Origin of the sequence: Actinomyces urinae (assembly GCF_900119695.1) — a bacterium.
Classification (GTDB): Bacteria; Actinomycetota; Actinomycetes; order Actinomycetales; family Actinomycetaceae; genus Gleimia; species Gleimia urinae.
Genome location: NZ_LT632547.1, coordinates 798,331 through 820,679 on the forward strand (window position 1 = coordinate 798,331; position 22,349 = coordinate 820,679).

General features: G+C 56.7%; 23 protein-coding genes. 4 read left to right on the forward strand and 19 right to left on the reverse strand.

The genetic code is table 11. The annotated features are described in order from the left end of the window. Nucleotides 1-31: 31 nt before the first annotated feature. From BQ7114_RS04915 to BQ7114_RS04930, 4 genes are all read right to left on the reverse strand, one after another. A complete protein-coding gene (locus tag BQ7114_RS04915) occupies nt 32-1,741 on the reverse strand; it encodes an ABC transporter permease (RefSeq protein ID WP_083431744.1) in 1,710 nt (569 codons plus the stop codon). Next, nucleotides 1,741-2,865 (reverse strand): ABC transporter ATP-binding protein, encoded by a 1,125-nt coding sequence (locus BQ7114_RS04920; RefSeq protein WP_072342745.1) that lies wholly within the window; start codon nt 2,863-2,865, stop codon nt 1,741-1,743. The genes BQ7114_RS04915 and BQ7114_RS04920 overlap by 1 nt, the downstream gene beginning before the upstream one ends. Before the next feature lie 253 nt (nt 2,866-3,118). After that, the gene (locus tag BQ7114_RS04925) at nt 3,119-3,340 is read right to left on the reverse strand and encodes a helix-turn-helix domain-containing protein (RefSeq protein ID WP_072342747.1); all 222 of its coding nucleotides are present in this window, start codon (nt 3,338-3,340) and stop codon (nt 3,119-3,121) included. Beyond that, on the reverse strand, nt 3,330-3,923 hold the full coding sequence (locus BQ7114_RS04930) for a DUF2975 domain-containing protein (RefSeq protein ID WP_072342750.1): 594 nt from the start codon (nt 3,921-3,923) through the stop codon (nt 3,330-3,332). Before BQ7114_RS04930 ends, BQ7114_RS04925 begins: the two co-directional genes overlap by 11 nt. 211 nt (nt 3,924-4,134) lie before the next feature. Here BQ7114_RS04930 and BQ7114_RS04935 point away from each other — a divergent pair, with 211 nt between their 5' ends. Then, complete coding sequence (locus BQ7114_RS04935) at nt 4,135-4,809, forward strand: DUF3159 domain-containing protein (protein ID WP_072342753.1); 675 nt, start codon at nt 4,135-4,137, stop codon at nt 4,807-4,809. On the opposite strand, the gene tsaD is transcribed toward BQ7114_RS04935, so the two are convergent. Beyond that, nucleotides 4,786-5,832, reverse strand: a complete 1,047-nt coding sequence (gene tsaD / locus BQ7114_RS04940) for a tRNA (adenosine(37)-N6)-threonylcarbamoyltransferase complex transferase subunit TsaD (protein ID WP_072344819.1) — start codon at nt 5,830-5,832, stop codon at nt 4,786-4,788. The two genes, BQ7114_RS04935 and tsaD, sit on opposite strands and share 24 nt — an antisense overlap. 93 nt (nt 5,833-5,925) lie before the next feature. On the opposite strand from tsaD, the gene BQ7114_RS04945 reads away from it, so the two are divergent. Beyond that, nucleotides 5,926-6,741 carry a Cof-type HAD-IIB family hydrolase gene (locus BQ7114_RS04945; protein WP_072342756.1) on the forward strand — a complete coding sequence of 272 codons (816 nt, stop codon included), beginning with the start codon at nt 5,926-5,928 and terminating at the stop codon, nt 6,739-6,741. 78 nt (nt 6,742-6,819) lie between these two features. Here the strand turns inward: BQ7114_RS04945 and BQ7114_RS04950 are convergent, their stop codons facing one another. From BQ7114_RS04950 to BQ7114_RS04990, 9 genes are all read right to left on the reverse strand, one after another. Next, nucleotides 6,820-7,563, reverse strand: coding sequence for a succinate dehydrogenase/fumarate reductase iron-sulfur subunit (locus BQ7114_RS04950; RefSeq protein WP_072342759.1), 744 nt, complete (start codon nt 7,561-7,563; stop codon nt 6,820-6,822). After that, nucleotides 7,560-9,536: a fumarate reductase/succinate dehydrogenase flavoprotein subunit gene (locus BQ7114_RS04955; protein ID WP_034506866.1), complete on the reverse strand. Its 1,977-nt coding sequence runs from the start codon at nt 9,534-9,536 to the stop codon at nt 7,560-7,562. Before BQ7114_RS04955 ends, BQ7114_RS04950 begins: the two co-directional genes overlap by 4 nt. A gap of 10 nt (nt 9,537-9,546) precedes the next feature. Further along, on the reverse strand, nt 9,547-10,251 hold the full coding sequence (locus tag BQ7114_RS04960; protein WP_070618073.1) for a succinate dehydrogenase cytochrome b subunit: 705 nt from the start codon (nt 10,249-10,251) through the stop codon (nt 9,547-9,549). A 280-nt stretch (nt 10,252-10,531) separates the two neighbouring features. Then, a complete protein-coding gene (locus BQ7114_RS04965; protein WP_072342762.1) occupies nt 10,532-11,131 on the reverse strand; it encodes a GNAT family N-acetyltransferase in 600 nt (199 codons plus the stop codon). Further along, a complete protein-coding gene (tsaB, locus tag BQ7114_RS04970) occupies nt 11,128-11,796 on the reverse strand; it encodes a tRNA (adenosine(37)-N6)-threonylcarbamoyltransferase complex dimerization subunit type 1 TsaB (protein ID WP_072342765.1) in 669 nt (222 codons plus the stop codon). Before tsaB ends, BQ7114_RS04965 begins: the two co-directional genes overlap by 4 nt. Continuing rightward, nucleotides 11,793-12,314, reverse strand: coding sequence for a tRNA (adenosine(37)-N6)-threonylcarbamoyltransferase complex ATPase subunit type 1 TsaE (gene tsaE, locus BQ7114_RS04975; protein WP_072342768.1), 522 nt, complete (start codon nt 12,312-12,314; stop codon nt 11,793-11,795). Before tsaE ends, tsaB begins: the two co-directional genes overlap by 4 nt. Before the next feature lie 27 nt (nt 12,315-12,341). Continuing rightward, nucleotides 12,342-13,532 (reverse strand): alanine racemase, encoded by a 1,191-nt coding sequence (gene alr, locus BQ7114_RS04980; protein WP_072342771.1) that lies wholly within the window; start codon nt 13,530-13,532, stop codon nt 12,342-12,344. 30 nt (nt 13,533-13,562) lie between these two features. Continuing rightward, the gene (locus tag BQ7114_RS04985) at nt 13,563-14,018 is read right to left on the reverse strand and encodes a GtrA family protein (protein WP_230205973.1); all 456 of its coding nucleotides are present in this window, start codon (nt 14,016-14,018) and stop codon (nt 13,563-13,565) included. Beyond that, the gene (locus BQ7114_RS04990) at nt 14,011-15,612 is read right to left on the reverse strand and encodes a bifunctional ADP-dependent NAD(P)H-hydrate dehydratase/NAD(P)H-hydrate epimerase (RefSeq protein WP_072342774.1); all 1,602 of its coding nucleotides are present in this window, start codon (nt 15,610-15,612) and stop codon (nt 14,011-14,013) included. Before BQ7114_RS04990 ends, BQ7114_RS04985 begins: the two co-directional genes overlap by 8 nt. 90 nt (nt 15,613-15,702) lie before the next feature. Here BQ7114_RS04990 and coaA point away from each other — a divergent pair, with 90 nt between their 5' ends. Together coaA and BQ7114_RS05000 are read left to right on the forward strand one after the other, a co-directional pair. Then, nucleotides 15,703-16,671, forward strand: a complete 969-nt coding sequence (coaA, locus tag BQ7114_RS04995; RefSeq protein WP_072342777.1) for a type I pantothenate kinase — start codon at nt 15,703-15,705, stop codon at nt 16,669-16,671. 23 nt (nt 16,672-16,694) lie between these two features. Continuing rightward, a complete protein-coding gene (locus BQ7114_RS05000) occupies nt 16,695-17,942 on the forward strand; it encodes a YibE/F family protein (protein WP_072342780.1) in 1,248 nt (415 codons plus the stop codon). A 17-nt stretch (nt 17,943-17,959) separates the two neighbouring features. On the opposite strand, the gene glmM is transcribed toward BQ7114_RS05000, so the two are convergent. From glmM to BQ7114_RS05025, 5 genes are all read right to left on the reverse strand, one after another. After that, on the reverse strand, nt 17,960-19,306 hold the full coding sequence (gene glmM / locus BQ7114_RS05005) for a phosphoglucosamine mutase (RefSeq protein WP_072342783.1): 1,347 nt from the start codon (nt 19,304-19,306) through the stop codon (nt 17,960-17,962). A gap of 151 nt (nt 19,307-19,457) precedes the next feature. Next, on the reverse strand, nt 19,458-19,949 hold the full coding sequence (gene rpsI / locus BQ7114_RS05010; RefSeq protein ID WP_016444107.1) for a 30S ribosomal protein S9: 492 nt from the start codon (nt 19,947-19,949) through the stop codon (nt 19,458-19,460). Between the two features lie 44 nt (nt 19,950-19,993). Beyond that, nucleotides 19,994-20,437, reverse strand: a complete 444-nt coding sequence (rplM, locus tag BQ7114_RS05015; protein WP_072342786.1) for a 50S ribosomal protein L13 — start codon at nt 20,435-20,437, stop codon at nt 19,994-19,996. Between the two features lie 243 nt (nt 20,438-20,680). Continuing rightward, the gene (gene truA / locus BQ7114_RS05020; protein ID WP_083431746.1) at nt 20,681-21,589 is read right to left on the reverse strand and encodes a tRNA pseudouridine(38-40) synthase TruA; all 909 of its coding nucleotides are present in this window, start codon (nt 21,587-21,589) and stop codon (nt 20,681-20,683) included. Then, a complete protein-coding gene (locus BQ7114_RS05025; protein ID WP_072342789.1) occupies nt 21,577-22,326 on the reverse strand; it encodes an ROK family protein in 750 nt (249 codons plus the stop codon). Before BQ7114_RS05025 ends, truA begins: the two co-directional genes overlap by 13 nt. Nucleotides 22,327-22,349 lie beyond the last annotated feature (23 nt).

Sequence of the window (22,349 nt, forward strand, 5' to 3'; positions counted from 1 at the left end):
TCCTTATAGTTTTGCGGATATTTGAAAATCTCTAAAGCCTGACGTCTTCTTCCTTTGTGAACTTCAAGTACACAATGAGAATGACAGCCGTTATAAGCGTCAATACCGCAGAGAATGCGGACGCAAGCCCGTAATTTCCTCTTGTGATTGCCACATATGCAGACATAGTCAGGGTTATCGTCTGGTTGTTGTACAAAATAATTGCGGCTGACATTTCAGTCACGATGGTTACAAAGCTCAAGATCGCACCCGATGCAATCCCGGATCCCATTAGGGGAACGGTGACCTTCCAGAAGGTCTTCAGCTTAGATGCCCCCAAGCTGCGCGATGCCTCTTCCATCGAAATCGGCTGATGCATCAACGAGGCCGTTGCAGAGCGGATCGTGTATGGCATACGGCGAATAACCAGAGCAATGATCATAATGGTCATGGTTCCGGTTAGGGCAAGTGGAGCCGAGTTAAACGAGATCACAAGAGCAATACCGATGACCGCGCCAGGCATGATGTAGGGAATCATAGACGTGGTGTCGATGAAGTTATTGATCGCGCTAGGTCGGCGAACCACAAGGTATGCGATGAGAATCGACAACACAATGATGATTACCATCGAGATTGCTGCCAGTACGAGCGTGTTGTAGATCGAGCGCTCAAGCAGACGGTTCGCGGCCTGCCGGTATGAATCCAGGGTGTAGCCCGGCAAGAAACGGGATTGGGAGTTCTTGCGGAATGACAGGTACACAACATAGAACTGCGGGAGCAACGCAAATGCGATCAAACCATACTGGTAAATGTAGATGAGGGCACCGCCGATACCACGCGGCTTCTTGGGTTGGATCGGGCGACTGGAGCGCAGCTGGAAGTTAAACTTTCCAGCAACGTACTTCTGAATCAAGAACACAATCGTCGTGACGATCACGCCAATGATTCCAATTGCTGCCGCAAAGTTGTGGTTCTGTCCTGTTTCACCTAGGTACTGGTTGTAAATCTCAACCGTAAATGTCCGATAGTTTTGTCCAAGAAGTAGCGGAGTACCAAAGTCGGCGAATGTGCGCATGAACACGAGCAGGGCGGCTGCGAGTAGCGTCGGAATGGTGAGGCGCAATATGACCTGCCAGATCCGTTTTAGCCCCGTGCTTCCCATCAAAGATGCTGCCTCAAGCAAAGATGAATCGATGCTTCTAAAAGCAGCGTTCATGTATAAAGACACAAGGGGAAATAGCTTCAGACTTAAGACAATAACCAAGCCCCAGAATCCATAGATGCTAGGTGGCTCTATGCTAAGTGTTTGCTTAAAGAACTGCGTAATCAGGCCGTTTCTGCCGAGTAACAAGATCCATGCGTACGCGCCGATGAAGGGTGCGGACATGACGGATAGGACCGCACCAACGAAGAGTACCTTCCGCCCTTTCAAGCTAAAGAAAGAGTAGAAGTAGGAAAACGGCACACCAATTAGCAGCGAAACCAAGGTGACGGTAATACTCAGCACGAAGCTGTTTTTGATGGTCTGAAAATAGTACGAGTTCGCAAAGAAACGGTAGAAGTACTCTAGGGTGAACTCGCCTTCGCCATTAACTATCGATTCGCGCAGAACGTTGAAGAGCGGATATACAAGGAAAAGACCAAATAGCAGAAGTAAAGCAAGCGAAACGCCGCTCCACATATCCAGCTTTGGCAACCGCCTACGCTTTTGTTTCACTGCCCCGCCGGCGGAGACCGGGCTTGCAGAAATATTCGCGCTCATTAGTTTTCCTCACCACCGCGCGCGGCCACTGTAAGCAGGTTGGTAGAGCCGTCTGCTGAGAAAAGATTGACCTTGTTGATTTTTATATCGACGTTAACTTTTGCGCCGTCAGCGTAGGAGTCATCTAGATCCGACTCTTGCTCAGCCTCGATAGCAGTACCATCTTCTAGCCTGAGGAAGTACCGGATGGAGGCACCCAAGTACACCGAATGCTCAACTACAGCGGGGACACTCGTAGACGTGGGTTCGGGGGTAATTTCCAAGTGCTCAGGCCGAATGGAAGCAATTACTCCTTCATCCTTGGCCGCCATCAAACTTTGCGCAAACGGCTGGGGTAGATCAATGGTTTGGTTAGCCAGGTGAAGCTTCAGGCTATCCCCAACATGCTCCAAAGTTCCAGGAACCTCATTCGTTCTGCCAATGAATCCTGCGACAAAGGTGTTGGCCGGGCGGTGGTAGAGCTCGCGCGGGGTTCCAATTTGCTGGATTACACCTTCCTTCATAACCGCAATACGGTCGGATACCGCCATTGCTTCTTCTTGATCGTGGGTGACGTAAACTGTGGTAATACCAACGCTTTGCTGGATCTCGCGGATCACTTCTCGCATCTCCACACGCAGTTTTGCGTCTAGATTGGACAAAGGCTCATCCATCAGCAACACGTCGGGCGACGTAACTAGTGCACGTGCAAGCGCAACGCGTTGTTGCTGACCGCCAGATAGGTTGTCGGGCATTTGGTCAGCCCATTTATCTACGTGCACTAGATCAATGTATTTTTGGGCTCTATCGCGGATATCTTTTCTGGGGAACTTAATATTCTTTAGTCCAAATTCCACGTTCTTACGAACCGAAAGATGGGGGAAAATAGCATAGTTTTGAAACACCATGCCAATGCTGCGCTTGGCGGGATCTACGTCGTTAATCCTTTGATCATTAAAGTAAATGTCACCATCCTCAATGGAGTTAAAACCGGCGATCATGCGCAACAAGGTGGTCTTACCGCACCCTGAAGGTCCTAATAGGGTGAAAAATTCGCTTTCTTTGATTTCCGTTGTAAGACCGGGGATAACAGTCACGTCCCCGAAACGTTTCACAACATCATTTATTTTTATAGTTACGCTCACATCTACTCCTGTTGGCCTTCTGTGATTGTGAATGCGGCCGCAGGCAAGTTACTCACTGCTTAAACAATTAGGGAAAGCGGCTTTGCCTTCACGAATAAGTTCCTTGGAACGAACCAAGTTTACCCAATGTTAACCTCGAAGTGATGTCACAGTAACCAATTTGTAACCTTTGTGATAGCAAGAGACCTAATAAACTATTCGCAACACCTCTCAACGCCCCATTTTCGACAGCTAGAAATCATGCATTGGTAAACTAACCGAGCTTGAGAATGTCCCCCGGCTGACACTGAAGGACCTCACAGATTGCGCTGAGCGTAGAGAACCGAATCGCGCGCGCCTTGCCCGTTTTTAGAATCGACAAGTTAGCCATCGTGATTCCCGTGGCCTCGGATAGCGCGGTGAGCGTCATCCCTCTTTGCAAAAGCACAGCATCTAACGTCACCTCAACGCGATGCGGCAATGGTTTAGACGACATAGTCGAGCTCCTCCCGCATACGTGCCCCCTGCCTAAACGCCGCCCACAGCGCCAGCGCCAACACTCCCGCAAAGAACAGCGCCATGGCAAGTAGCGGTTTCTCCCCCACGACAAGAGTGCCAGACCCAGGGTGCACGGCCTCTTGGAACGCAATCAGGTCCTGCTGCAGGGCAGACCTAGCCGCGTCGGAGACAAAACCACAGACAACTCCACCTAGCGCGAGCACTAGACCGGTCGCTCCCATAAGCCGCACGGTGCGCCTCTCAAAAGCGCGGCCCTTACTGATTGCCCGGATAACCGCAGTACCAATAACGAGGCCCGCAGCGATCACCACAGCGACAAGCGCGGCCTCAGCAATAGCAAGCTGAATGCTAGTGGTCGAGACGTAGCTTAGCGGAACCTCCGATTCGCCCTGCAAACAGAAATTCGGCAAGTCGCAGGCGCTAATTGGAGCGCCACCAAATATGCGTTTCCCACTTGCCAGTTCAATAACTGTCACCGTCTGACCGGCAATAACCAGTAGCGACAGTAGCCACACCAGCGCAACCGCGAACCAGAACGGCACTTTTTCAAGTCGAGACATCACACCCTCCTTATCGTTCATCAATATTATTGATTAACGATAAACCCAGGTGGCGCCAAAGTCAATATCCCAAAAGACCAGTTACTGACATTCACCGTGCGACGCCGCCATCCAAGTTCATGGCACTCCGTCAGCAAAACCGCAGAATGTAGGCGTTTATTCGCGGTTCCAACTATCCTTTCTGTGGCTGACATAGACAAAAAGGGGAAACATGACCGCCGCGCAAGAGCTAACGCCCGCAGAAGAGAAGAAGAAAAGTGGTCTAGCCGCCATCAACGAAGACGAGTTTGACGCTCTCACCGTCATCGGCGGCTGGCGCGTGCTAGTTGAAGCCGTTGTCCCCACGATAATTTTTCTTGTTGGACTGAACATCACGGGAGACTACCTGCTACCCGCTGGCCTGGCTCTTGGTTTTACATCGATCGCCGCACTCATACGCCTGATTCAGCGGCTTCCCGTGCGCCCGGCCCTCATCGGCGTGCTCAGCATGAGCGCCTCGGTATTTGTGGCATGGAAAACGGGACAAGCCGTCAACGTATTTGCCATCTCCATCTTGAAAAACACGTTCTACGGCTCGCTCCTGCTGATCTCCATCCTGGTGCGCTGGCCGCTACTGGGCGTCATGCTCGGAGCAGTGCGCGGGGAGAAAACCCGTTGGCGTAAAGGTGAAGAGTGGAAGCTCACCCGACTGCGCTACTACCAGATCACGTGGATATGGTTCTTCGTGTTCGTAGCCCGCCTCAGCGTTCAAATCCCGCTCTACTTCACCGATAACGTGCAATGGCTAGCGCTCATGAAGCTGTCGTTGGGAATGCCCGCGGACGTCGTAGCTGCATACTTTTCTTGGAGGCTTTTGCGTACGCTACGCCATCGCCATCTCGTCTAGCGACATCTGCGAATCCGGTGAGAACTGCAAGGTTGAGGGCTCCACACCGTTACGCACCAGCTGCGAACCCATTGCCGCGATCTGTGCCCCATTGTCCGTGCAGAAGCGGATTGGCGGAATTCGAACCTCAACGCCAACCGCATTTGCGCGCTCAGTCAAAAGTTCACGCAAGCGCGAGTTTGCGGAAAACCCGCCTCCAACCACAATCGTCTTCACATCGTGGTCAAGCGCTGCCCGAACAGCCTTAGCCGTCAGCGAATCATTCACGGCCTCACTAAAACCAGCGCAAATGTCAGCCTTGCTGATCGGTTCACCACGAAGCTCCTTGGCCTTCACGTAGCGCGAAACTGCGGTTTTCAAACCCGAGAATGAGAAGTCGTAGCGGTAGCGCTCCTTATCGCGTCCACCCGAGAGTCCGCGCGGGAACTTAATCGCTTCCCTATCGCCCTGCTGCGCCAGCCTATCTACGTGTGGACCACCCGGATACGGCAACCCCAGCAGGCGGCCAACCTTGTCAAACGCTTCGCCGGCCGCATCATCGAGGGTGCCGCCCAGCTCGCGCACATCGGTTGCAATATTGTTTACGAGCAAGAGGTTAGAGTGTCCGCCCGATACAACCAGCCCAATGAACTTATCTGGAAGCGGCCCATGCACCAGCTCATCAACAGCCAAATGACCCAGCACGTGGTTCACCCCGTACACTGGCACGCCCAAGGAGGCGGCCAGAGCCTTACCAGCGCAAATCCCAACCGTTAGCGACCCCACCAGACCGGGCCCTGCCGCAACAGCAACCGCGTCCACGTCAGAAAGCTGCACTCCGGCCTCATCTAACGCCGCTTCAAGAGTGGGCAAGAAAGATTCAAGGTGTGCGCGCGAGGCGATCTCGGGGATAATACCGCCGTAACGGGCGTACTCGTCCATCGACGTGGCTGTACGATCAGCCAACAGCTGCCCGCCGCGAACCAGCGCCACGCCAGTCTCGTCACACGTCGACTCAATACCTAAGACCAAAGCATCTTTCATTTCCATCACCTCAAGCATTCTAAACCCTGAGCGGCACAATCCCACACCAGAGCCTATTGCCTCCCCTCTCCATTAGTGTGAGACGATAAAAGTATGAAAAGACTAGTATTCCTCGACCTTGATGGAACCGTTGTTACCCAGCATCAAACCGTTCCCGAATCCGCGCGCGAGGCGCTGAAGAAGGTATACGATAACGGGCACACCCTGTGGATTTGCACGGGCAGGTCTGCACCCGAGATCTACCCGTGGCTGTGGGACCTAGGCTTTCAAGGATTCATTGGCGCAAATGGCGCTCATGCCCGCCTTAATGGGGAAGACCTTTTCGATCACCGGCTCTCTAAAGAGTTCATAGAAGAGGCTGAAGCTTACTTTCGCGAACACGGCATTATGAGCCTGTGGCAAACCCCGGATGGGCTTCATCCAGCTGAGGGGTTTATGGAAATGTTTTTCCAGTCCACTCCCGAAGCAGTTGAGCGATGGAGCGCCTACATAGACCAGGTCACCCCGTACGTCAAGAAAGGACTTCCAGCGGGCTCATCTAAAGGGATGATTACCATTCCCCCAACCTCGGACCTCACGCTCGAAGACGTTAACGCGCATCTTGGCCCCCAGATCCTCATCATTCCCGCTTCGGTTGATACCGGCGTGGCAAATACGGGAGAGGTGATGCTATCTGCATACAACAAGGGCACAGGGCTTAAGGAGGTAGCCGAGGTCCTTGGCTTCCCCATTGAGCAAACCGTAGCTGTTGGGGATGAACTGAACGACCTGCAAATGGTTGCTACTGCAGGCATGGGCATCGCGATGGGTAATGCAGTTCCAGAAGTGAAAGAGGTAGCGGATTTCGTCTCTACCCACATTGAAGAGGACGGCCTCGCAAACGCCCTCAAACACGCAGGACTGTACTAGCCGCTGCACTACGGCAACAAAAAGGTGGCTTCGAGATTATTCTCGAAGCCACCTTTTGCTTGGCCAATACGGCTTGGATTACACGCCCTTCAAGACGGCCTTTCCAAGCTGGCGGTTCAGCGTAGAAATAACATCCAGCGGAATCTGCTTCGGGCAGACGGCCGCGCACTCACCAATGTTCGTGCACGTGCCAAAGCCTTCCGCGTCATGCTGGTTCAGCATGTTCTTCACGCGCATAAGGTTCTCCGGCTGGCCCTGCGGAAGCAGGTTCAGGTGGGTGACCTTAGCGGAGGTGAACAGCATTGCCGAGGCGTTCGGGCAGGCAGCTACGCAAGCACCACAACCGATGCAAGCAGCGGCCTCGAACGCACGGTCAGCGTTCTGCTTTGGAACCGGCGTGGCGTGAGCGTCCGGAGCTGCACCCGTGTTCACGGAAATGTAGCCACCGGCCTGAATGATGCGGTCCAGAGCCGAGCGGTTAACAACCAGGTCCTGAATAATCGGGAATGCGGTTGCGCGCCACGGCTCGATGGTGATTGTGTCACCATCGTTGAACGAACGCATGTGGAGCTGGCAGGTGGTGGTGACCTCCGGCCCGTGTGCAACGCCGTTGATTACAACGCCACACTGGCCACAGATGCCTTCACGACAGTCCGAGTCGAACGCGATCGGCTCTTCGCCAGCCTCGAATAGTTCTTCGTTGAGGATGTCCAGCATTTCCAGGAACGACGAGTCTTCCGACACATTGTGTACCTGGTATTCGTGCATCGCGCCAGCGTCTTCGGGATTGGCCTGGCGCCAAATCTTAAGGGTGATGTTCACTTGTAACTCCGCTGCTTAAGCTCGATGTTGTTGTAAATCAGGTCTTCCTTGTGCAGGGTCGGAACGCCGTCGGCGCCAAACTCCCAGGCAGCCACGTAGGTGAACTTGTCATCATGACGAAGCGCTTCACCTTCAGGTGTCTGGTGCTCTGCACGGAAGTGGCCACCACAGGACTCCTCGCGGTGCAATGCGTCGATACACATCAGTTCACCCAGCTCGAGGAAGTCTGCAACGCGGCCGGCCTTTTCCAAAGACTGGTTCATCTCGCCCTTGGTCTTACCCGGAATGCGCACGTTGTTGTAGAACTCTTCGCGAAGTTCGCGGATCATTCCAATAGCCTTCTTGAGGCCCTCCTCGTTGCGCTCCATACCGCAGTACTCCCACATGATGTGGCCGAGTTCCTTGTGGAACGAGTCAACGGAACGGTTACCGTCGATCGACATGAGCTTGTCAATGCGAGCCTGCGTGGAGTCCAAGGCCTCCTGAACGGCAGGCGAGTTCTCGTCAAGCTTGTCGAAGCCAAACGCACCAGCGAGATAGTCGTTGATCGTGTTCGGAAGAACGAAGTAGCCATCGGATAGGCCCTGCATAAGTGCGGAAGCACCCAGGCGGTTAGCACCGTGATCCGAGAAGTTAGCCTCGCCAGCCACGAATAGGCCCGGCAGGTTGGACTGGAGGTCGTAGTCTACCCACAGGCCACCCATCGTGTAGTGAACAGCCGGGTAGATACGCATTGGAACTTCGTAAGGGTTGTCGCCAGTGATGCGCTCGTACATGTCGAACAGGTTGCCGTACTTAGCGGAAACCGCGTCCTTGCCCATGCGCTCAATAGCTTCTGCGAAGTCAAGGTAAACGCCGCGTGCAACGCCGTTAATCTCCGGGCCCACGCCGCGACCATCGTCACACATGTTCTTCGCCTGGCGCGAAGCAATATCACGCGGAACGAGGTTACCGAACGACGGGTAGATGCGCTCCAAGTAGTAGTCGCGATCCTCTTCTGGAATGTCGCGCGGATCCTTCTTGCAGTCCTCAGCCTTCTTCGGAACCCAAATGCGGCCGTCGTTACGTAGCGACTCTGACATTAGCGTCAGCTTCGACTGCTGATCACCGTGCTGCGGGATGCAGGTCGGGTGAATCTGCGTGTAGCAGGGGTTGCCAAAGTAGGCTCCCTTGCGGTGTGCACGCCAAACAGCCGTACCGTTACAGCCCATCGCGTTGGTGGACAGGAAGAATACGTTGCCGTAACCACCCGTTGCCAAAACAACAGCGTCAGCCGTGTAGGTCTCCAGCTCACCCGTTGCCATGTTGCGGGCAACGATACCGCGAGCGCGACCGTCCGAAACAATGAGCTCAACCATCTCGTGGCGGCGGTGTTCTACAACCGTGCCGGCCTCAACCTGACGCTCAAGCGCCTGGTAGGCGCCAATCAAGAGCTGCTGGCCTGTCTGGCCACGAGCGTAGAACGTACGGGATACCTGCACGCCACCGAACGAGCGGTTATCTAGCAGGCCACCGTACTCACGAGCGAATGGAACGCCCTGGGCGACGCACTGGTCGATGATGTTTGCCGAAACCTCAGCAAGACGATAAACGTTGGTCTCGCGAGCACGGTAGTCGCCGCCCTTAACAGTGTCGTAGAACAGGCGGAATACCGAGTCGTTGTCGTTGCGGTAGTTCTTCGCAGCGTTAATGCCACCCTGCGCAGCAATGGAGTGTGCGCGGCGAGCAGAATCCTGGTAAAAGAATGCGTCTACGTGGTAGCCCATTTCGCCAAGAGAAGCGGCAGCAGCGCCACCTGCAAGACCGGTACCAACGATGATTACCTTGAGCTTGCGTCGGTTGGCCGGGTTCACGAGCTTTGCGTTGAACTTACGGGTTTCCCAACACTGCGCTAGGGGCACATCCAAAGGTGCCTTGGTGTCCGCGATTTTCTCGCCTTCGCGGTAGAGGCCGTGGATAAGCTGATCAGTCATTTCACGTTCCTCAAGAAATAAAGCCGAATGCGATAGCGACCGGCGGCAGCATGAACATCACGAACACGATTGCAGCAACAATGCCACCGATTACAACAGTGACGTGCTGGGTGTTGCGACGGAGCCAGCCCATGGACTGCAGAGCCGACCAGATGCCGTGACCGATGTGCATTGCAAGGGTTCCAACAAAAACGGCGTACAGGACGACGAGGGCCGGGTTAGAGAAGGCTCCAACCATCCTCATGTACGGGGACATCTCGCTTGCTTCGAAGCCCGCAGGAATCGTCGCCGTGGTGAAGTGGAGAATATGGAACACAATCATGAACAGCAAGATCACTGCGGATACGCGCATGGTGCGCGCGGCGTATGAGTCTGCGACGTTCTTCTTAACCGAGTAGCGGTCGGCGCGTGCCTTCTTGGAAACATACCAGGTGTGGAACGCGGCGAGGATGTGCACGAGCGCGAACAGAATCATCGCCGTGCGGAATACAACGATCAGTCCACCTTCAGGCAGTAGCGGATAGAAGGCGTCACCCTTCAACCAGTGAGCGTAGTGATCGTACGCCTCCTGGCCGAGGAACATCTTCAAGTTTCCGTACGCGTGGACGATAACGAACATGACGAAGAAGAGGCCGGAAATTGCCATTAGTTGCTTCACGAACACGTTCGTGTTCCAGGCGCGGCGCTTCCTCGTTTCGAGATTTTTATTGGCCATGTATTCAAGGGTACATACGCGAAACGCAGCTCATACCGTATACGATCGTCACGCCGGTGCAGACCCTTCGCACATATTCCTACTTTTAGGCTATTTGGCGCGAATTAGCAGGCTTTGCTCTGCCGCCCCGACCGAGGGGTTCGCGACGACTTTGAGACTTGTTAATGTCATAAAAACATGTCTATTAGGCAACACTCGGGTTTCATAATGACCGATCGTCATCAAACCGGCGGCAGCGAGCTAGTTTTTACGCGTTATGAGGATGTAATTGGGCCGGTGTTTACCTGCCCACCGATAGGCCCAGCTCCATCACGACGGCTTCTTCACTGGGAGAGCGATAGTAGCGCGGGATCCGTGCAATCTGTTGGAAACCGCGCGATCCATACAACCCGATCGCACTGGTATTAGATGCGCGGACCTCTAGCATCACGCGGCTAACCCGGCGCAGCGAGCGCTCAATGCCAGCCGCGGCTTCGCTTGCTTCCTCACTTGACGTGCCGTTAACACTGGCGGGTTCTGAGCGCGCGTGCTCACCTTCCAGAGGCATCAGGTAGCGCACCTGGTTAGGCGTGAAAAACCGGGCGCTTCTAAGCACCTGCAACAGGTGATCAAGTAGCGCGCCCGCTATCCCCCGGCCTCGGTATTCTGGTAGCACGCCTATGGTCAGAACATCGGCCACCTCGTTTATAGAAGCCCCCGCGGCGGCAATCAGCACGTCGCGGTCAAACACTCCAAAGTGGATGCGATCTGGGCTAGAGAGCTCCGCGATCCAGCTGGCGCGGCTCCACTGGTCTGCTTTTGGGAAAATCTGCTGCTCAAAGTGCAGCACCTGTTCTAAGTTCGCCGCGGTCAAAACCACCGGAGCAGGCTGGCGGGTCACTTCTTTTCGCCGTGAATATCCGGGCGACGCAGATACTGCGGGTCCACCGGGAAGTCCTCTACCCCATTTTCGAGGCGAGCGCGCACAATCCGCGACGCCACAGCCACATCAAAACCTTGAGCGTCGCGCGTGCTCGGCAAAGCGTCAGAGTAGATCTGGCAGGCCGGGCCCGCGAACTCAACGCCGCTCCCTTGGAACCTATTGGCCACAAAACCAGCGGTGTTTACGGCAGGGCCTTCAATTATTTCAACGTCGTTTGGGCCAGCTGCGCGCACGTGCGCCCAATACACCTCGTGACGGCGGGCGTCAGTCACCACCACAATATCGGCGCCGGCAGGCATGTCGTCTAAGTACGCGCGCGCCAAAACCTCCAGCGACCCAATCCCGCGCACGGGGATCCCAGCCACACGGCCAATCACTCGAGCAGTTACGAGGCCGGCGCGAAGCCCCGTGAAAGGAGCCGGCCCGGTACCGACGATCACCTGATCCAGGCCCGCCTCTTTTGCCGTCTTGCCCAGCCCCGCCTCGCTAATCGAAAGCGAGATAAGTTCGGCAAGGCGCTCAGCATGAGCGCGGGAGTTAGGCTCCGCATTTTCCGCTGTGCCGGTCTCGGTTACAACTGCAACTACCGCGCCCCCAGAGGTATCAATGCATAGGTCTTTCATGCGTATGCTCCCTCCACTGCCTCGCGAAGCGTTTCTTCAAGCGCGTCCTCACTGATCCAACGCGGGCCAACCGGGTTGAAAGTGACCTCGCGAATGTTGGAATCAGCGTGCTCCAAGTTTTCACTCAATTCGTCCACGGCGGCCGGGTTTTTGAACGTCACTTCAAGGCGGTTTGCAGAAAGTGACTCGGTTTTGCCCTCGCCCCACTCCACCACAAGAACGGACTCCTCCAGCGCGGTGTCAAGGTCCAAGGTTTCTAGATCGTCAAGATCCTTAATGCGATACGCATCCACGTGCACCAAATCCGGATTGCCCTTATGCACGCGCGCAATGATAAACGTAGGGGAAGCAACGCGGCCCTTCACGCCCATAGCGCGGCCAAGCCCTTGCGTGAACGTGGTCTTACCCGTTCCCAGATCGCCGGTTAGCATAATCATGTCGCCCCCGCACACAAACCGGGCAAGAGCGGCCCCCAAGCTGCGCGTATCATCCGCGCTTCTTGCAGTAATCGTAAACATGGTCTTCCTTTACGTATCAGCGCCGCTCTAAGAGTACGCTCTTGGCACGCGCGCACCCAACCGAGTAATGATCTCGTAGTTGATAGTGCCGCACGCCTGCGCCCAATCATCCGCAAGCGGACACCCGGGCGTGGTTTTTGAGTTGGGATTGCCGAACAGCACCACGGTGTCACCGGCCAGAGCGGGCGGCTCATTGCCCTCCGCGGGCCCGAGGTCGATCACAAACTGATCCATGCACACGCGCCCAACCACGTGCGTGTCGATCCTCCCTGCCCGCGTGTACACGCTGACCGGACCTCTACCCGCAGCGTGGCGCGGAATACCGTCCCCGTATCCGAGGGGAACCAGGCCGAGCCAACGATCCGTGGGAGCAACCCACTGCCCTCCATACGACACGGTTTGGCCCCGTGGGACGCGCTTTACCTGCACCAGGTCAGCCTTCAACGTCATCACCGGTTGCAGCCCCAAATCCAGTGAGGGCGTATTCTGCGGGTCTGGCGAGAGGCCGTACAAGCCGATGCCGTCTCGCACCATGTCGAAATGGGCGTCCTCATTCCAGATTTGGCCCGCAGTTGCCGCCAGGTGGCGCTCAAAATCAGTCAGCCCAGCCTCTACAGCTGCTTGCACGGCCTCGTTGAAAATCTTGATCTGCAGGTCGGTGGCCTGCTTGCCTGCCTCACTGGCTTCGTCGGCGCGCGCCAAATGCGACCACACGCCCACGACCTTTACATGCTTGGCCTTGCGCGCCGCGAGCGCGAGGGCGGGGAACTCCGTTGGGATCGCTCCGGCGCGGCCCATCCCCGTGTCCACTTTCAGGTGAATTCGAGCCGGCAAGCCTTGCCTCTCTATCAGATCAAGCTGGTCCAGGTTAGACACCGACAGTTCAATGCCAGTTTCAATCGCTTGGCGAATGGCACCTTCATCAGACACTGGCAGGATCCAACTAAAAACACTGACCCCATCAATGCCCTCTTGTTTGAGGAAACTACTGAGGTCAAGAGCCTCGGCAAGCTGGGCAATACCCAAGATGTCGTAGCCCGCGCGGGCGAGCACGCGGGAAACCTCGTGGCTACCGTGCCCATAGGCGTCAGCTTTCACAATCCCTAGGTGGCGAGCCTTCGGAGCGAAACGGCGCATGCGCGCAGCATTTGCCACAAGCGCGGCAACATCAACCTCGGCAACCGCCGGATAGTGCGCTAACTGTTCACTCACTGTCATTCCCCTCGAGACTATGACACCACTTGGACGCTACTTACGGGCGGCATCCGTTTTGCTGGCAAACACCACAAAACGCTGGCCCGCATAGTTCAACGCCACAAACAAAATCATACCGAGGCCCATGGACAAGTTATCCGCAACCTTCACCGAAAGCCCCGAAGTAAGCGCATAAACCAGGGGCTTAGCCAACCCGTAGGCAACCAGGTAGCAAGCCGCAATATTCAAAATGAACAACCACACCTGGCGGAGCGAACGCTCCCTATTTTGGAACGTGAAGTACTTATTCAGCACGAAACTCACAATTGAACCAATAATGTAGTTCAGCGCCGAGGACACCCAGTAGCCAAAACCCAGCCAGTTATACGCCAAGAACATGACGGTTGTGCCCACAATCGTGTTCACAACGCCGACCAGGATGAACTTCCATGTAGTCGCGTCAATCAACTTGCGGCGAGGTGGCTCGCCCGCCACAGGGGTTTCAGTCACAGAACCTCCCGGCAGAATGCGTCTGCGCCTGCAGGGCCTGCCCGAAAGCGCCCGGCAGATTGCGCGCAATATCAGAAGCCGCTATCGGGCGGCCACCTTCCAAACCATAACCCGGACGCAGAGCAACTCCGCCAGCCTGCTCATCCACATCATCGAATCCAGCCGCACTCCGCGCCGCCACCCCGTGCAACCAGACAGCGGCCGCTACCGCACGCGTTAGCTCTTCCCATTCGAGGCGGCCCGCTTCCTCCCCGACGCGCGCCTGCACGCCGGAAAGAACACCCGCAATCGCGCCGGCGAGGACATCGCCAGAACCGGCCGTGCCCGCCCATGCGGGGGCCTGCGCCTGCACAAACACGTGGCCGCGCGGGCTCACAATCAGCGTGGCAGCACCCTTCAACGCAATTACCGCGCTAGATAGCCCGGCCAGGCGCATTGCGGCCTTGATTGGGGCTTCCTCCACCCGTTCGCGCGTCCATTCAGATTCATCCAGGATCGATAGTGCCGTTGCGGCCTCCCCCGCGTGCGGTGTCCACACCATCTGCTGCGCCGCCGCGTGACCGGAGTGCACCAGCTGCGCCGCCATCGAAATCGCGCCCGCATCAACCACCAGGGGAACTTCCGCCTCAAAAATCTGTGTAGCGATCCGGCTGCGATCCTCCAAGTTCTGCGGGTCCATACCGCACCCAACTGCCACCGCTTGCGCGCGTCCATCCACTGTTACCACCTCGGGAGCGGCAGCCAGCACCAGGGTGCGCGCAGCTTCATCAGTTACGAGGCGGATCATGCCGGCCCCAACTCCGCGTGCTCCCAAGGTAGCCAAGACCGCCGCGCCCGGATACTTCTGCGAGCCCACCACCAGGCGCACCACGCCGCGTGAATACTTGTGATCCGTAGCAGAAGGGAGTGCAACAACCTCACGCACGCCAGCGCCTTCAAGTACGCGGGCAAAATGAGGCCCCAAATCGAGCCCCAAATCCACTAGGCGGACCTCGCGCTGGTAGTAGCAAGCCGGAGGGAACCCCGCCGACGGCTTCAACGCGCCCATCGTCCCCACGATGTCAGCACGCAACGCATCTGCCGGAACCGTACCGTCCGGTGTTGCTAGTCCCGACGGCACGTCAACCGCCACCACCTTGCGGCCAGGCAACCGGCCCCGCGCCTCTTCTAACGCGGTAACAATCCCAGCCAGCGGTTCCTTCAACGCGCCTTCGGTGCCCGTGCCCACAAGGCCATCGATCCATACAGTTGCGGAGCCAAGCAACGGCAACACGTCAGCGGCGGTCTTAGCAGGCTGGCAGATTTGCACCCCGGCCCCGCACGCGGCAGTCAAAGCACGCTCGTGTGGATGATCGCTCAGCACGATGGCCTTAGCGGGCATGCCCTCCTCGCACAAGAATGCGGCCGCGTACAGTGCGTCTCCCCCATTGTCACCGCCGCCAACAAGCGCAGCTACCTCGCCGGCCTGGTACACGTCTTGCACCGCGTCAGCAACGCCTCGCGCCGCTACCTTCATCAGTTCATCTGGGCCCGCAGCCTTCACAGCTGCGGCCTCCCTGGCGCGGATCATTGACACGCTGAAAACTCGCTGCATTTGCCCTCCTCAACTACACAACTTTACGTCCTAAAACAGGGCGCCATCACCCGAGGCGAAAAAACGCGAAAAATCAGGCAAAATAATTGCGTGCATTTCAATCCGCCTGCCCAGCTCTACGCAGAGCAATCACCGTTCCAACGTTTCACGCGCGAAGCCTGGAGTGACCTTGCAGACTCAACGCCGCTACCGTTGACTGTGGAGGATGTTGAGCGGATCTCCAGCCTTGGCGACCCAATGGATCTTGCGGAAGTGGATGCCATTTACCGCCCTATTTCCGCGCTTTTGCAGATGTATGTGAACTCGGCTCGTAGGCTGTCACACGATCGGCACTACTTTTTACGCGAACCCCACCGCCCTCCGGTCCCGTTCATAATTGGCGTGGCCGGATCGGTAGCGGTTGGTAAATCTTCAACCGCACGCTTATTGCGGGAGCTGTTGCGCCGCTGGCCAAACACTCCCCGTGTGCAACTGATAGCAACGGATGGGTTTTTGTTACCTAACGCTGTGTTGAAAGAGCGGGGCATCATGGCGAAGAAGGGGTTCCCAGAATCCTACGATCGCGCGGCGTTGATGAAGTTCATGGCCGATGTGAAGTCGGGCCGGTCCGGCGTCACCGCTCCCGTTTACTCGCACCTCACTTACGATATTGTTCCCGGCGAGCGTGAAGTGGTGAACCAGCCGGATATCCTCATCGTTGAGGGCCTGAATGTCCTCCAGGCCGCAAGAACCGCAAAAGACCAGACGGGCGCTGTAGCGGTTTCGGACTACTTCGATTTTTCGATTTACGTGGACGCGGACCGAGACCACATTGAGTCTTGGTATATCAACCGGTTCTTGAAGCTACGTTCAACTGCGTTTAGTGACAAGAACTCGTATTTCCGCGCCTACGCGAATCTCAGTGACGAGGAGGCCGTGGCGCGTGCTCACGACATTTGGAACACCATTAACTTGCCTAACCTGACGGACAATATCCTGCCCACCCGCGAGCGCGCTACCCTCGTTATTCATAAGGGAGCAGACCACCGGGTTAGAGAACTGCGGTTACGCAAAATCTGAATTGGGTTTAGAAGAAGACACCTATGGCACACCAGCACTCACATATTTCTCGCACTGCTGAGGCTTCAACAACTTCACCGAGGGCGCGTCTGGTAATCATTGTTCTACTCGCATTCATTACGGCTCTGACCGCTGTTGGCGCGTACGTGCTACGGCCCGACTGGGAGGGGCTTGAGCATGTTCAGGCCCTAACGGGTTATCAAACCGCGCCCGGCGTTTCACGGGAGCAGGCCGAAATTCTTGAAGTGGAGCACCAGTGCGAAAGCACCGCATTGGCCGCGAGCGGAGCGCATTCTTGTGTGACGCTTACCGTCCGGCTGACCACGGGTGAGGATGCGGGGAAAGAGGCCATGATGGAATCGCCCGGCCCTGCCGCAGCCTCGCACCTGTCTGTGGGAGACGTGATTCAGGTAATCAGTTCGCCAGGACCAAACGGCTCGGCGGTTTACAGTTTCACGGGGATTGAGCGCAATCTGCCCATCCTCCTTTTCGCGCTACTGTTCGTTTTGGTTGTGCTGGCCGTAGCTCGGGCGAAGGGAGCTATGGCGCTGGTTGGGCTTGCGTTTGCCGTGCTGGTGCTCGTTCGATTCATGCTGCCGTCGCTGGCGTCGGGAAGACCCGGGATTCTCGTGGGCGTGATTGGCTCAAGTGCGATCATGCTGGTTGTAATTCATGTTGCGCACGGTTTTTCGATGCGAACTGCCTCCGCAATGTTGGGAACGTTTGCGGGCCTGTTGTTGGCTGCTATTCTTGGCACCGTTGCAACCAGGTTCGGGCACCTGTCCGGTTTTGTGGACGAAACCGCGTTTAACCTGTCCTCAAGCCTGCCGGGCCTGGATATGAGCCAGCTTTTGGTTGCGGCCATTATTTTGAGCGGGCTGGGCGTGCTAAACGATGTGACGATCACGCAGTCCTCTGCAGTTTGGGAGCTGCGAATTGCCTCCCCCACTTACACGAAGCGAGAGATCTACTCGAGCGCAATGCGCATTGGACGCGATCATATTGCCTCCACGATCTACACGATAGTGTTTGCCTACACTGGCGCCGCGTTGTCATCTGTCATGCTGATTGCACTGTTTTATGACCAGCCTTTATCAGATCTGTTCGCAGCGGAGAGCCTTGCGGCCGAGGCCCTGCAAATCTTCGCGTCCGGCAGCGCCCTTATTTTGAGCGTGCCCATTACAACCGCGATCGCAGTTGCAGCCGTGCGCGGGCCGCAAGTACCCGCAGACACGCAAACGCCGGAAGCACAACAAGCACTCCCGGCGTAAGGCAAACGTCAGTAGTTCTAAAGCGACAGGCGTTCCTTCACCACTTCAGCGATTAGGCCGGCCTCGTGATCGGCCTGCTCCTGGGTTGCTGCCTCAACCATGACGCGCACCAGAGGCTCCGTGCCCGACGGACGCAGCACCACACGACCGGTCTCGCCAAGTCGTTCCTCAGCCTCACGCACCGCAGCCACAACCGCCTCGTCATCCGTGCGCTTTTTATCCACGCCACCCACATTGATCAAAATCTGCGGCAAACGCTTCACAAAAGCCGTAGCCTCTGCCAGCGAGCGATCCGTCTCCTTCAACATGCGTGCGATCAACAACGACGTCAGCACACCATCACCCGTGGTCGCATGATGTGAGGCAATCACGTGACCGGACTGCTCGCCGCCAAGCGTGTAGCCCTTCGCTCGCATCTCCTCCAACACGTAACGGTCACCCACAGCAGTCTGCACCGTATTAATGCCCTGCTCCTTCATCGCGAGCACCAGACCCAGATTCGACATCACTGTGATCACCAGCGTGTCATCAAACAGCTTTCCACGCCTACGCAGGTCCAACGCCAACGCGCCCATGATCTTGTCACCATCAACCAGGTTGCCCTCAGCGTCAACTGCCAAACAACGATCCGCATCACCGTCATACGCCACACCAAAATCAGCCTTCGACGCCACGGTGAACGCCTGCAGCTGCTCCGGATGAGTAGAACCGCAATCATCGTTGATATTCCTGCCGTCAGGCGACGCGTTAATCACCACAACGTCAGCACCGGCCTCACGAAGCGCCTCCGGGCCGAACTTCGACGCCGAACCATTAGCCGCATCAACCGCGATGCGCAGGCCCTTCAACGACGTGCCAACCGCACCTACAAGATGCTCAATATAGGAAGACGAAGCGCGCGAATCGTCAAACTCGATCTCCCCAACCGCTTCGCCCACTGGGCGCTCCCACGGCTCACCAATCAAGCGCTCAATCGTATCCTCAACGCGGTCCTCCAACTTGAAACCGCCATGGGCAAAGAACTTAATGCCATTATCCGGCATCGGATTATGTGACGCCGAAATCATCGCACCCAGCTCAACGTTCTCCGTAGCCGTCAAATGCGCCACCATCGGAGTAGTCGCCACACCAATACGCGTCACATCCATACCAGCCGCCGCCAGCCCCGCGGCCAGCGCATGATCCAAGAACTCGCCCGACAAGCGCGTGTCGCGGCCAATAATCGCACGAGGACGCGACCCCGAACCATTAGAAGAACGCGCCACGTACCTCGCGGCAGCCTCCCCCAGTTCCAACGCCAAATGCGGGGTTATATCCCTATTTGCAAGCCCACGCACACCATCAGTACCAAACATCCGAGGCATAGCATTCCTCCAATCGCGGGCTACATGCGCCCTCTAACAAACAAAGAAAACGATACTCCTAAAAAACTTTTACCCCACAATCATATGAGCAAAACGCAAAAAGAGGCCCGCACCACGTGGTGCGGGCCTCCAAAACGCAATCAACCAAACATTAACGCTTGGAGTACTGCGGAGCCTTACGTGCCTTCTTAAGACCAGCCTTCTTACGCTCCGTGACACGAGCATCACGAGTCAAGAAACCAGCCTTCTTCAAAGCCGGGCGGTTAGCCTCACGGTCAATCTCGTTGAGCGCGCGGGCAATGCCAAGACGCAAAGCGCCAGCCTGGCCAGACGTGCCGCCGCCATTAATGCGAGCAATCACGTCAAAACGACCCTCAAGGTCAAGAAGTACAAAAGGTGAGCGAACCAGCTGCTGGTGCAACTTGTTCGGGAAGTAGTCGTCCAACGAACGACCGTTGACCTTCCACTCGCCGGTGCCCGGAACTAGGCGCACACGCGCAACGGAGCGCTTGCGACGGCCCAGGCCAACACCCGGAGCGGTAATCGACTGGCCAGCGCCAGTCTTCTCGGTCTCAGTTTCAGTAGTGTACGAGCTGGGGGCGTTCTCCTCTTCCAGCACGTCGATATCGGTGGTCTCAGCCACAGTTCTCCTCAGTTTTACTTACTGGCGTCCACAGCGCTGGGCGCTTACTGGGCGACCTGGGTGATCTCGTAGGGAATCGGATTTTGAGCCGCATGAGGGTGCTCCGGACCTGCGTAGACACGGAGCTTCTTCATCTGAGCTCGACCGAGCTTGTTATGCGGGATCATACCGCGAATAGCCTTCTCAACAGCACGCTCAGGGTACTTGGAAAGAAGTTCACGGTAAGAAATCTTCTTCAAACCACCCGGGAAACCGGAGTGGCGGTAAGCGAACTTCTGATCCAGCTTGTTACCAGTAACGGCGATCTTGTCAGCGTTAATAATGATGACGAAATCACCCTGATCAAGGTTCGGCGTGAAAGTAGGCTTATGCTTCCCACGAAGTAGCCTGGCAGCCGCAGCTGCCACACGGCCGAGGACGAGGTCAGTGGCGTCGATAACGTACCACTTCTTGACGTCGTCTCCGGGCTTAGGAATATAGGTGCGCACGGGCGTGGCCTTCTTCTTCTAATTCGGGAGCGCCGCAATATTCAATGACGAATAATTGCAACCGCTCACATTCAGGTATTGCTCGCGTCATTGCGTCTGGGCGTTAGACCAGTGAGTGGGAAGTTCTGATCCGCGCACACTAGACGCACAACGTCTTACAGCTTAACGACCTTGCGGATCAGCGTCAAAGGAACAGCGCCTATTAGTGGCGTATTACTCATAAAACACGCTGGCGTCGACCTCTTAGCAGTCGAGCGACCTAAACCTGCGCGTTCGTTTCTGCTGGTCCGCCCATTCGTCCTTACCAGGATACTCCACCGCAACCAACGTCAGGCCATGCGCGGGAGCGATCGGCACCGAATGAGACCTGCTGGGCTGTTCCACCAGCTGCTTCAACCATCCACGAGGACGTCGCCCGCGTCCTACCTCCACAAGCGCCCCTACCACGGACCTCACCATCGAATGACAAAAAGCGTCCGCCGATAAACGCACTTCAATTCCCGTTGAGGAGCGCTCCACCCTCACCTCTTCCAACGTGCGAATAGTAGTAGCCCCCTCCCGAGGCTTACAAAACGATAAGAAATCGTGCTCCCCTAAGAGGTATGCCGTCTCCGCCTGCATGGCGCTCACGTCCAACTGCGAGCCAGTCCACCACATCGTGGCAGCGGTGAGAGGATCATTCGTCTCCACCCGATCTGAAATGCGGTAGCGATAGTGACGTTTAAGCGCACTAAACCGGGCGTCAAAATCAGCCGATACCACCCGGACAGACTTCACCACCACATCGGCACCAGCAGCCGCGCTGCCGCGCGACAGCAAACCATTCAAGCGCCCCTTCAGGGCCGCCATACCGGGCTCAAAATCACCCTCACGGTTGAGCTTCGAGATACGGCTCTGCTCCACATCAAAGTTCGCCACCTGAGCCGCCGCATGCACACCGGCATCAGTACGCCCCGCCACTGTTAGCGTCACCGGCGTGCGCAGAAGAGTTGCCAAGGCCTCCTCGACCTCACCCTGCACCGTGCGCAAACGCGGCTGACGCGCCCAGCCGCGAAACGCTGTCCCCAAATACGCTATATCCAAACGGACACGAACCACGGGATCTGCGGCCTGCTCAGATGCGGGCAGCGTGGCCTTTTCTAGACGTTCCAAGCTCGCACCCCACCACGGATACCCGCATCATTAGGCACGATCACCACGTCGTCACCCAAATGTTCACGGTGAGACGGAGTAATCCGTACCCCATTGCCTCCACCGATATACAGGCGGTCCCACATGTACATTGGACGCAGCGCAGCCACCGTACGGCGGACGCGACGCGACCAGTGCGCGTCCCCTAGCCGCAACCGCTCATGCTCCCCCAGGTAATCGTCGTACGTCAAACCCCAACGGATCGGCCCCTGCGAGATCTCCGTGTGCGGCGCAAGCCTGCCTGCATCAAACACCGCGTTTCCTAAACCGGTACCCAGCGTAATGATCATCTCTAGGCCCGTGCCCGCAATCGCGCCAGCACCCGCAACCTCCGCATCATTCAGCACGAGCGTAGGAACCTGGAGGCGCTCCTCCAAACTCCTGCGCATGTCAAACCGCGACCACAGCTGAACCAACTCGGGTAAGACCTTAGAGCGAGGGCCATCCTTCGTAATGTAGTGCGGCGTCGCAATCACCACACCGTGGCGAATCATGCCGGGCATACCCACCGTCACGCGATCCGCATGAGGCAGATGCGCCGATAAATCCACAATCGTGTCAACCAGCAACACCGGCGGCAAAGGATAGGGCGTAGCCGTGCGCACAGCCGGGGCAATCATCGTGCCGTTCTCATCCAGCACCGATGCCTTAATGCCACCCCCACCGCAGTCAACAGCCAGGGTCAAAATCTCACTCATGCTCCCCATCCTAGCGGCCCGCA

Coding starts and splice junctions, on each gene's coding strand:
- glmM (WP_072342783.1), bottom strand. CDS start 19,306: ATGCCTCGGATGTTTGGTACTGATGGTGTGCGTGGGCTTGCAAATAGG.
- tsaD (WP_072344819.1), bottom strand. CDS start 5,832: ATGAAAGATGCTTTGGTCTTAGGTATTGAGTCGACGTGTGACGAGACT.
- BQ7114_RS04990 (WP_072342774.1), bottom strand. CDS start 15,612: ATGCAGCGAGTTTTCAGCGTGTCAATGATCCGCGCCAGGGAGGCCGCA.
- tsaB (WP_072342765.1), bottom strand. CDS start 11,796: ATGAAAGACCTATGCATTGATACCTCTGGGGGCGCGGTAGTTGCAGTT.
- BQ7114_RS05025 (WP_072342789.1), bottom strand. CDS start 22,326: ATGAGTGAGATTTTGACCCTGGCTGTTGACTGCGGTGGGGGTGGCATT.
- BQ7114_RS04955 (WP_034506866.1), bottom strand. CDS start 9,536: ATGACTGATCAGCTTATCCACGGCCTCTACCGCGAAGGCGAGAAAATC.
- BQ7114_RS04930 (WP_072342750.1), bottom strand. CDS start 3,923: ATGTCTCGACTTGAAAAAGTGCCGTTCTGGTTCGCGGTTGCGCTGGTG.
- alr (WP_072342771.1), bottom strand. CDS start 13,532: ATGACAGTGAGTGAACAGTTAGCGCACTATCCGGCGGTTGCCGAGGTT.
- tsaE (WP_072342768.1), bottom strand. CDS start 12,314: ATGTTTACGATTACTGCAAGAAGCGCGGATGATACGCGCAGCTTGGGG.
- BQ7114_RS04925 (WP_072342747.1), bottom strand. CDS start 3,340: ATGTCGTCTAAACCATTGCCGCATCGCGTTGAGGTGACGTTAGATGCT.
- BQ7114_RS04960 (WP_070618073.1), bottom strand. CDS start 10,251: ATGGCCAATAAAAATCTCGAAACGAGGAAGCGCCGCGCCTGGAACACG.
- BQ7114_RS04935 (WP_072342753.1), top strand. CDS start 4,135: ATGACCGCCGCGCAAGAGCTAACGCCCGCAGAAGAGAAGAAGAAAAGT.
- BQ7114_RS04915 (WP_083431744.1), bottom strand. CDS start 1,741: ATGAGCGCGAATATTTCTGCAAGCCCGGTCTCCGCCGGCGGGGCAGTG.
- BQ7114_RS04945 (WP_072342756.1), top strand. CDS start 5,926: ATGAAAAGACTAGTATTCCTCGACCTTGATGGAACCGTTGTTACCCAG.
- BQ7114_RS05000 (WP_072342780.1), top strand. CDS start 16,695: ATGGCACACCAGCACTCACATATTTCTCGCACTGCTGAGGCTTCAACA.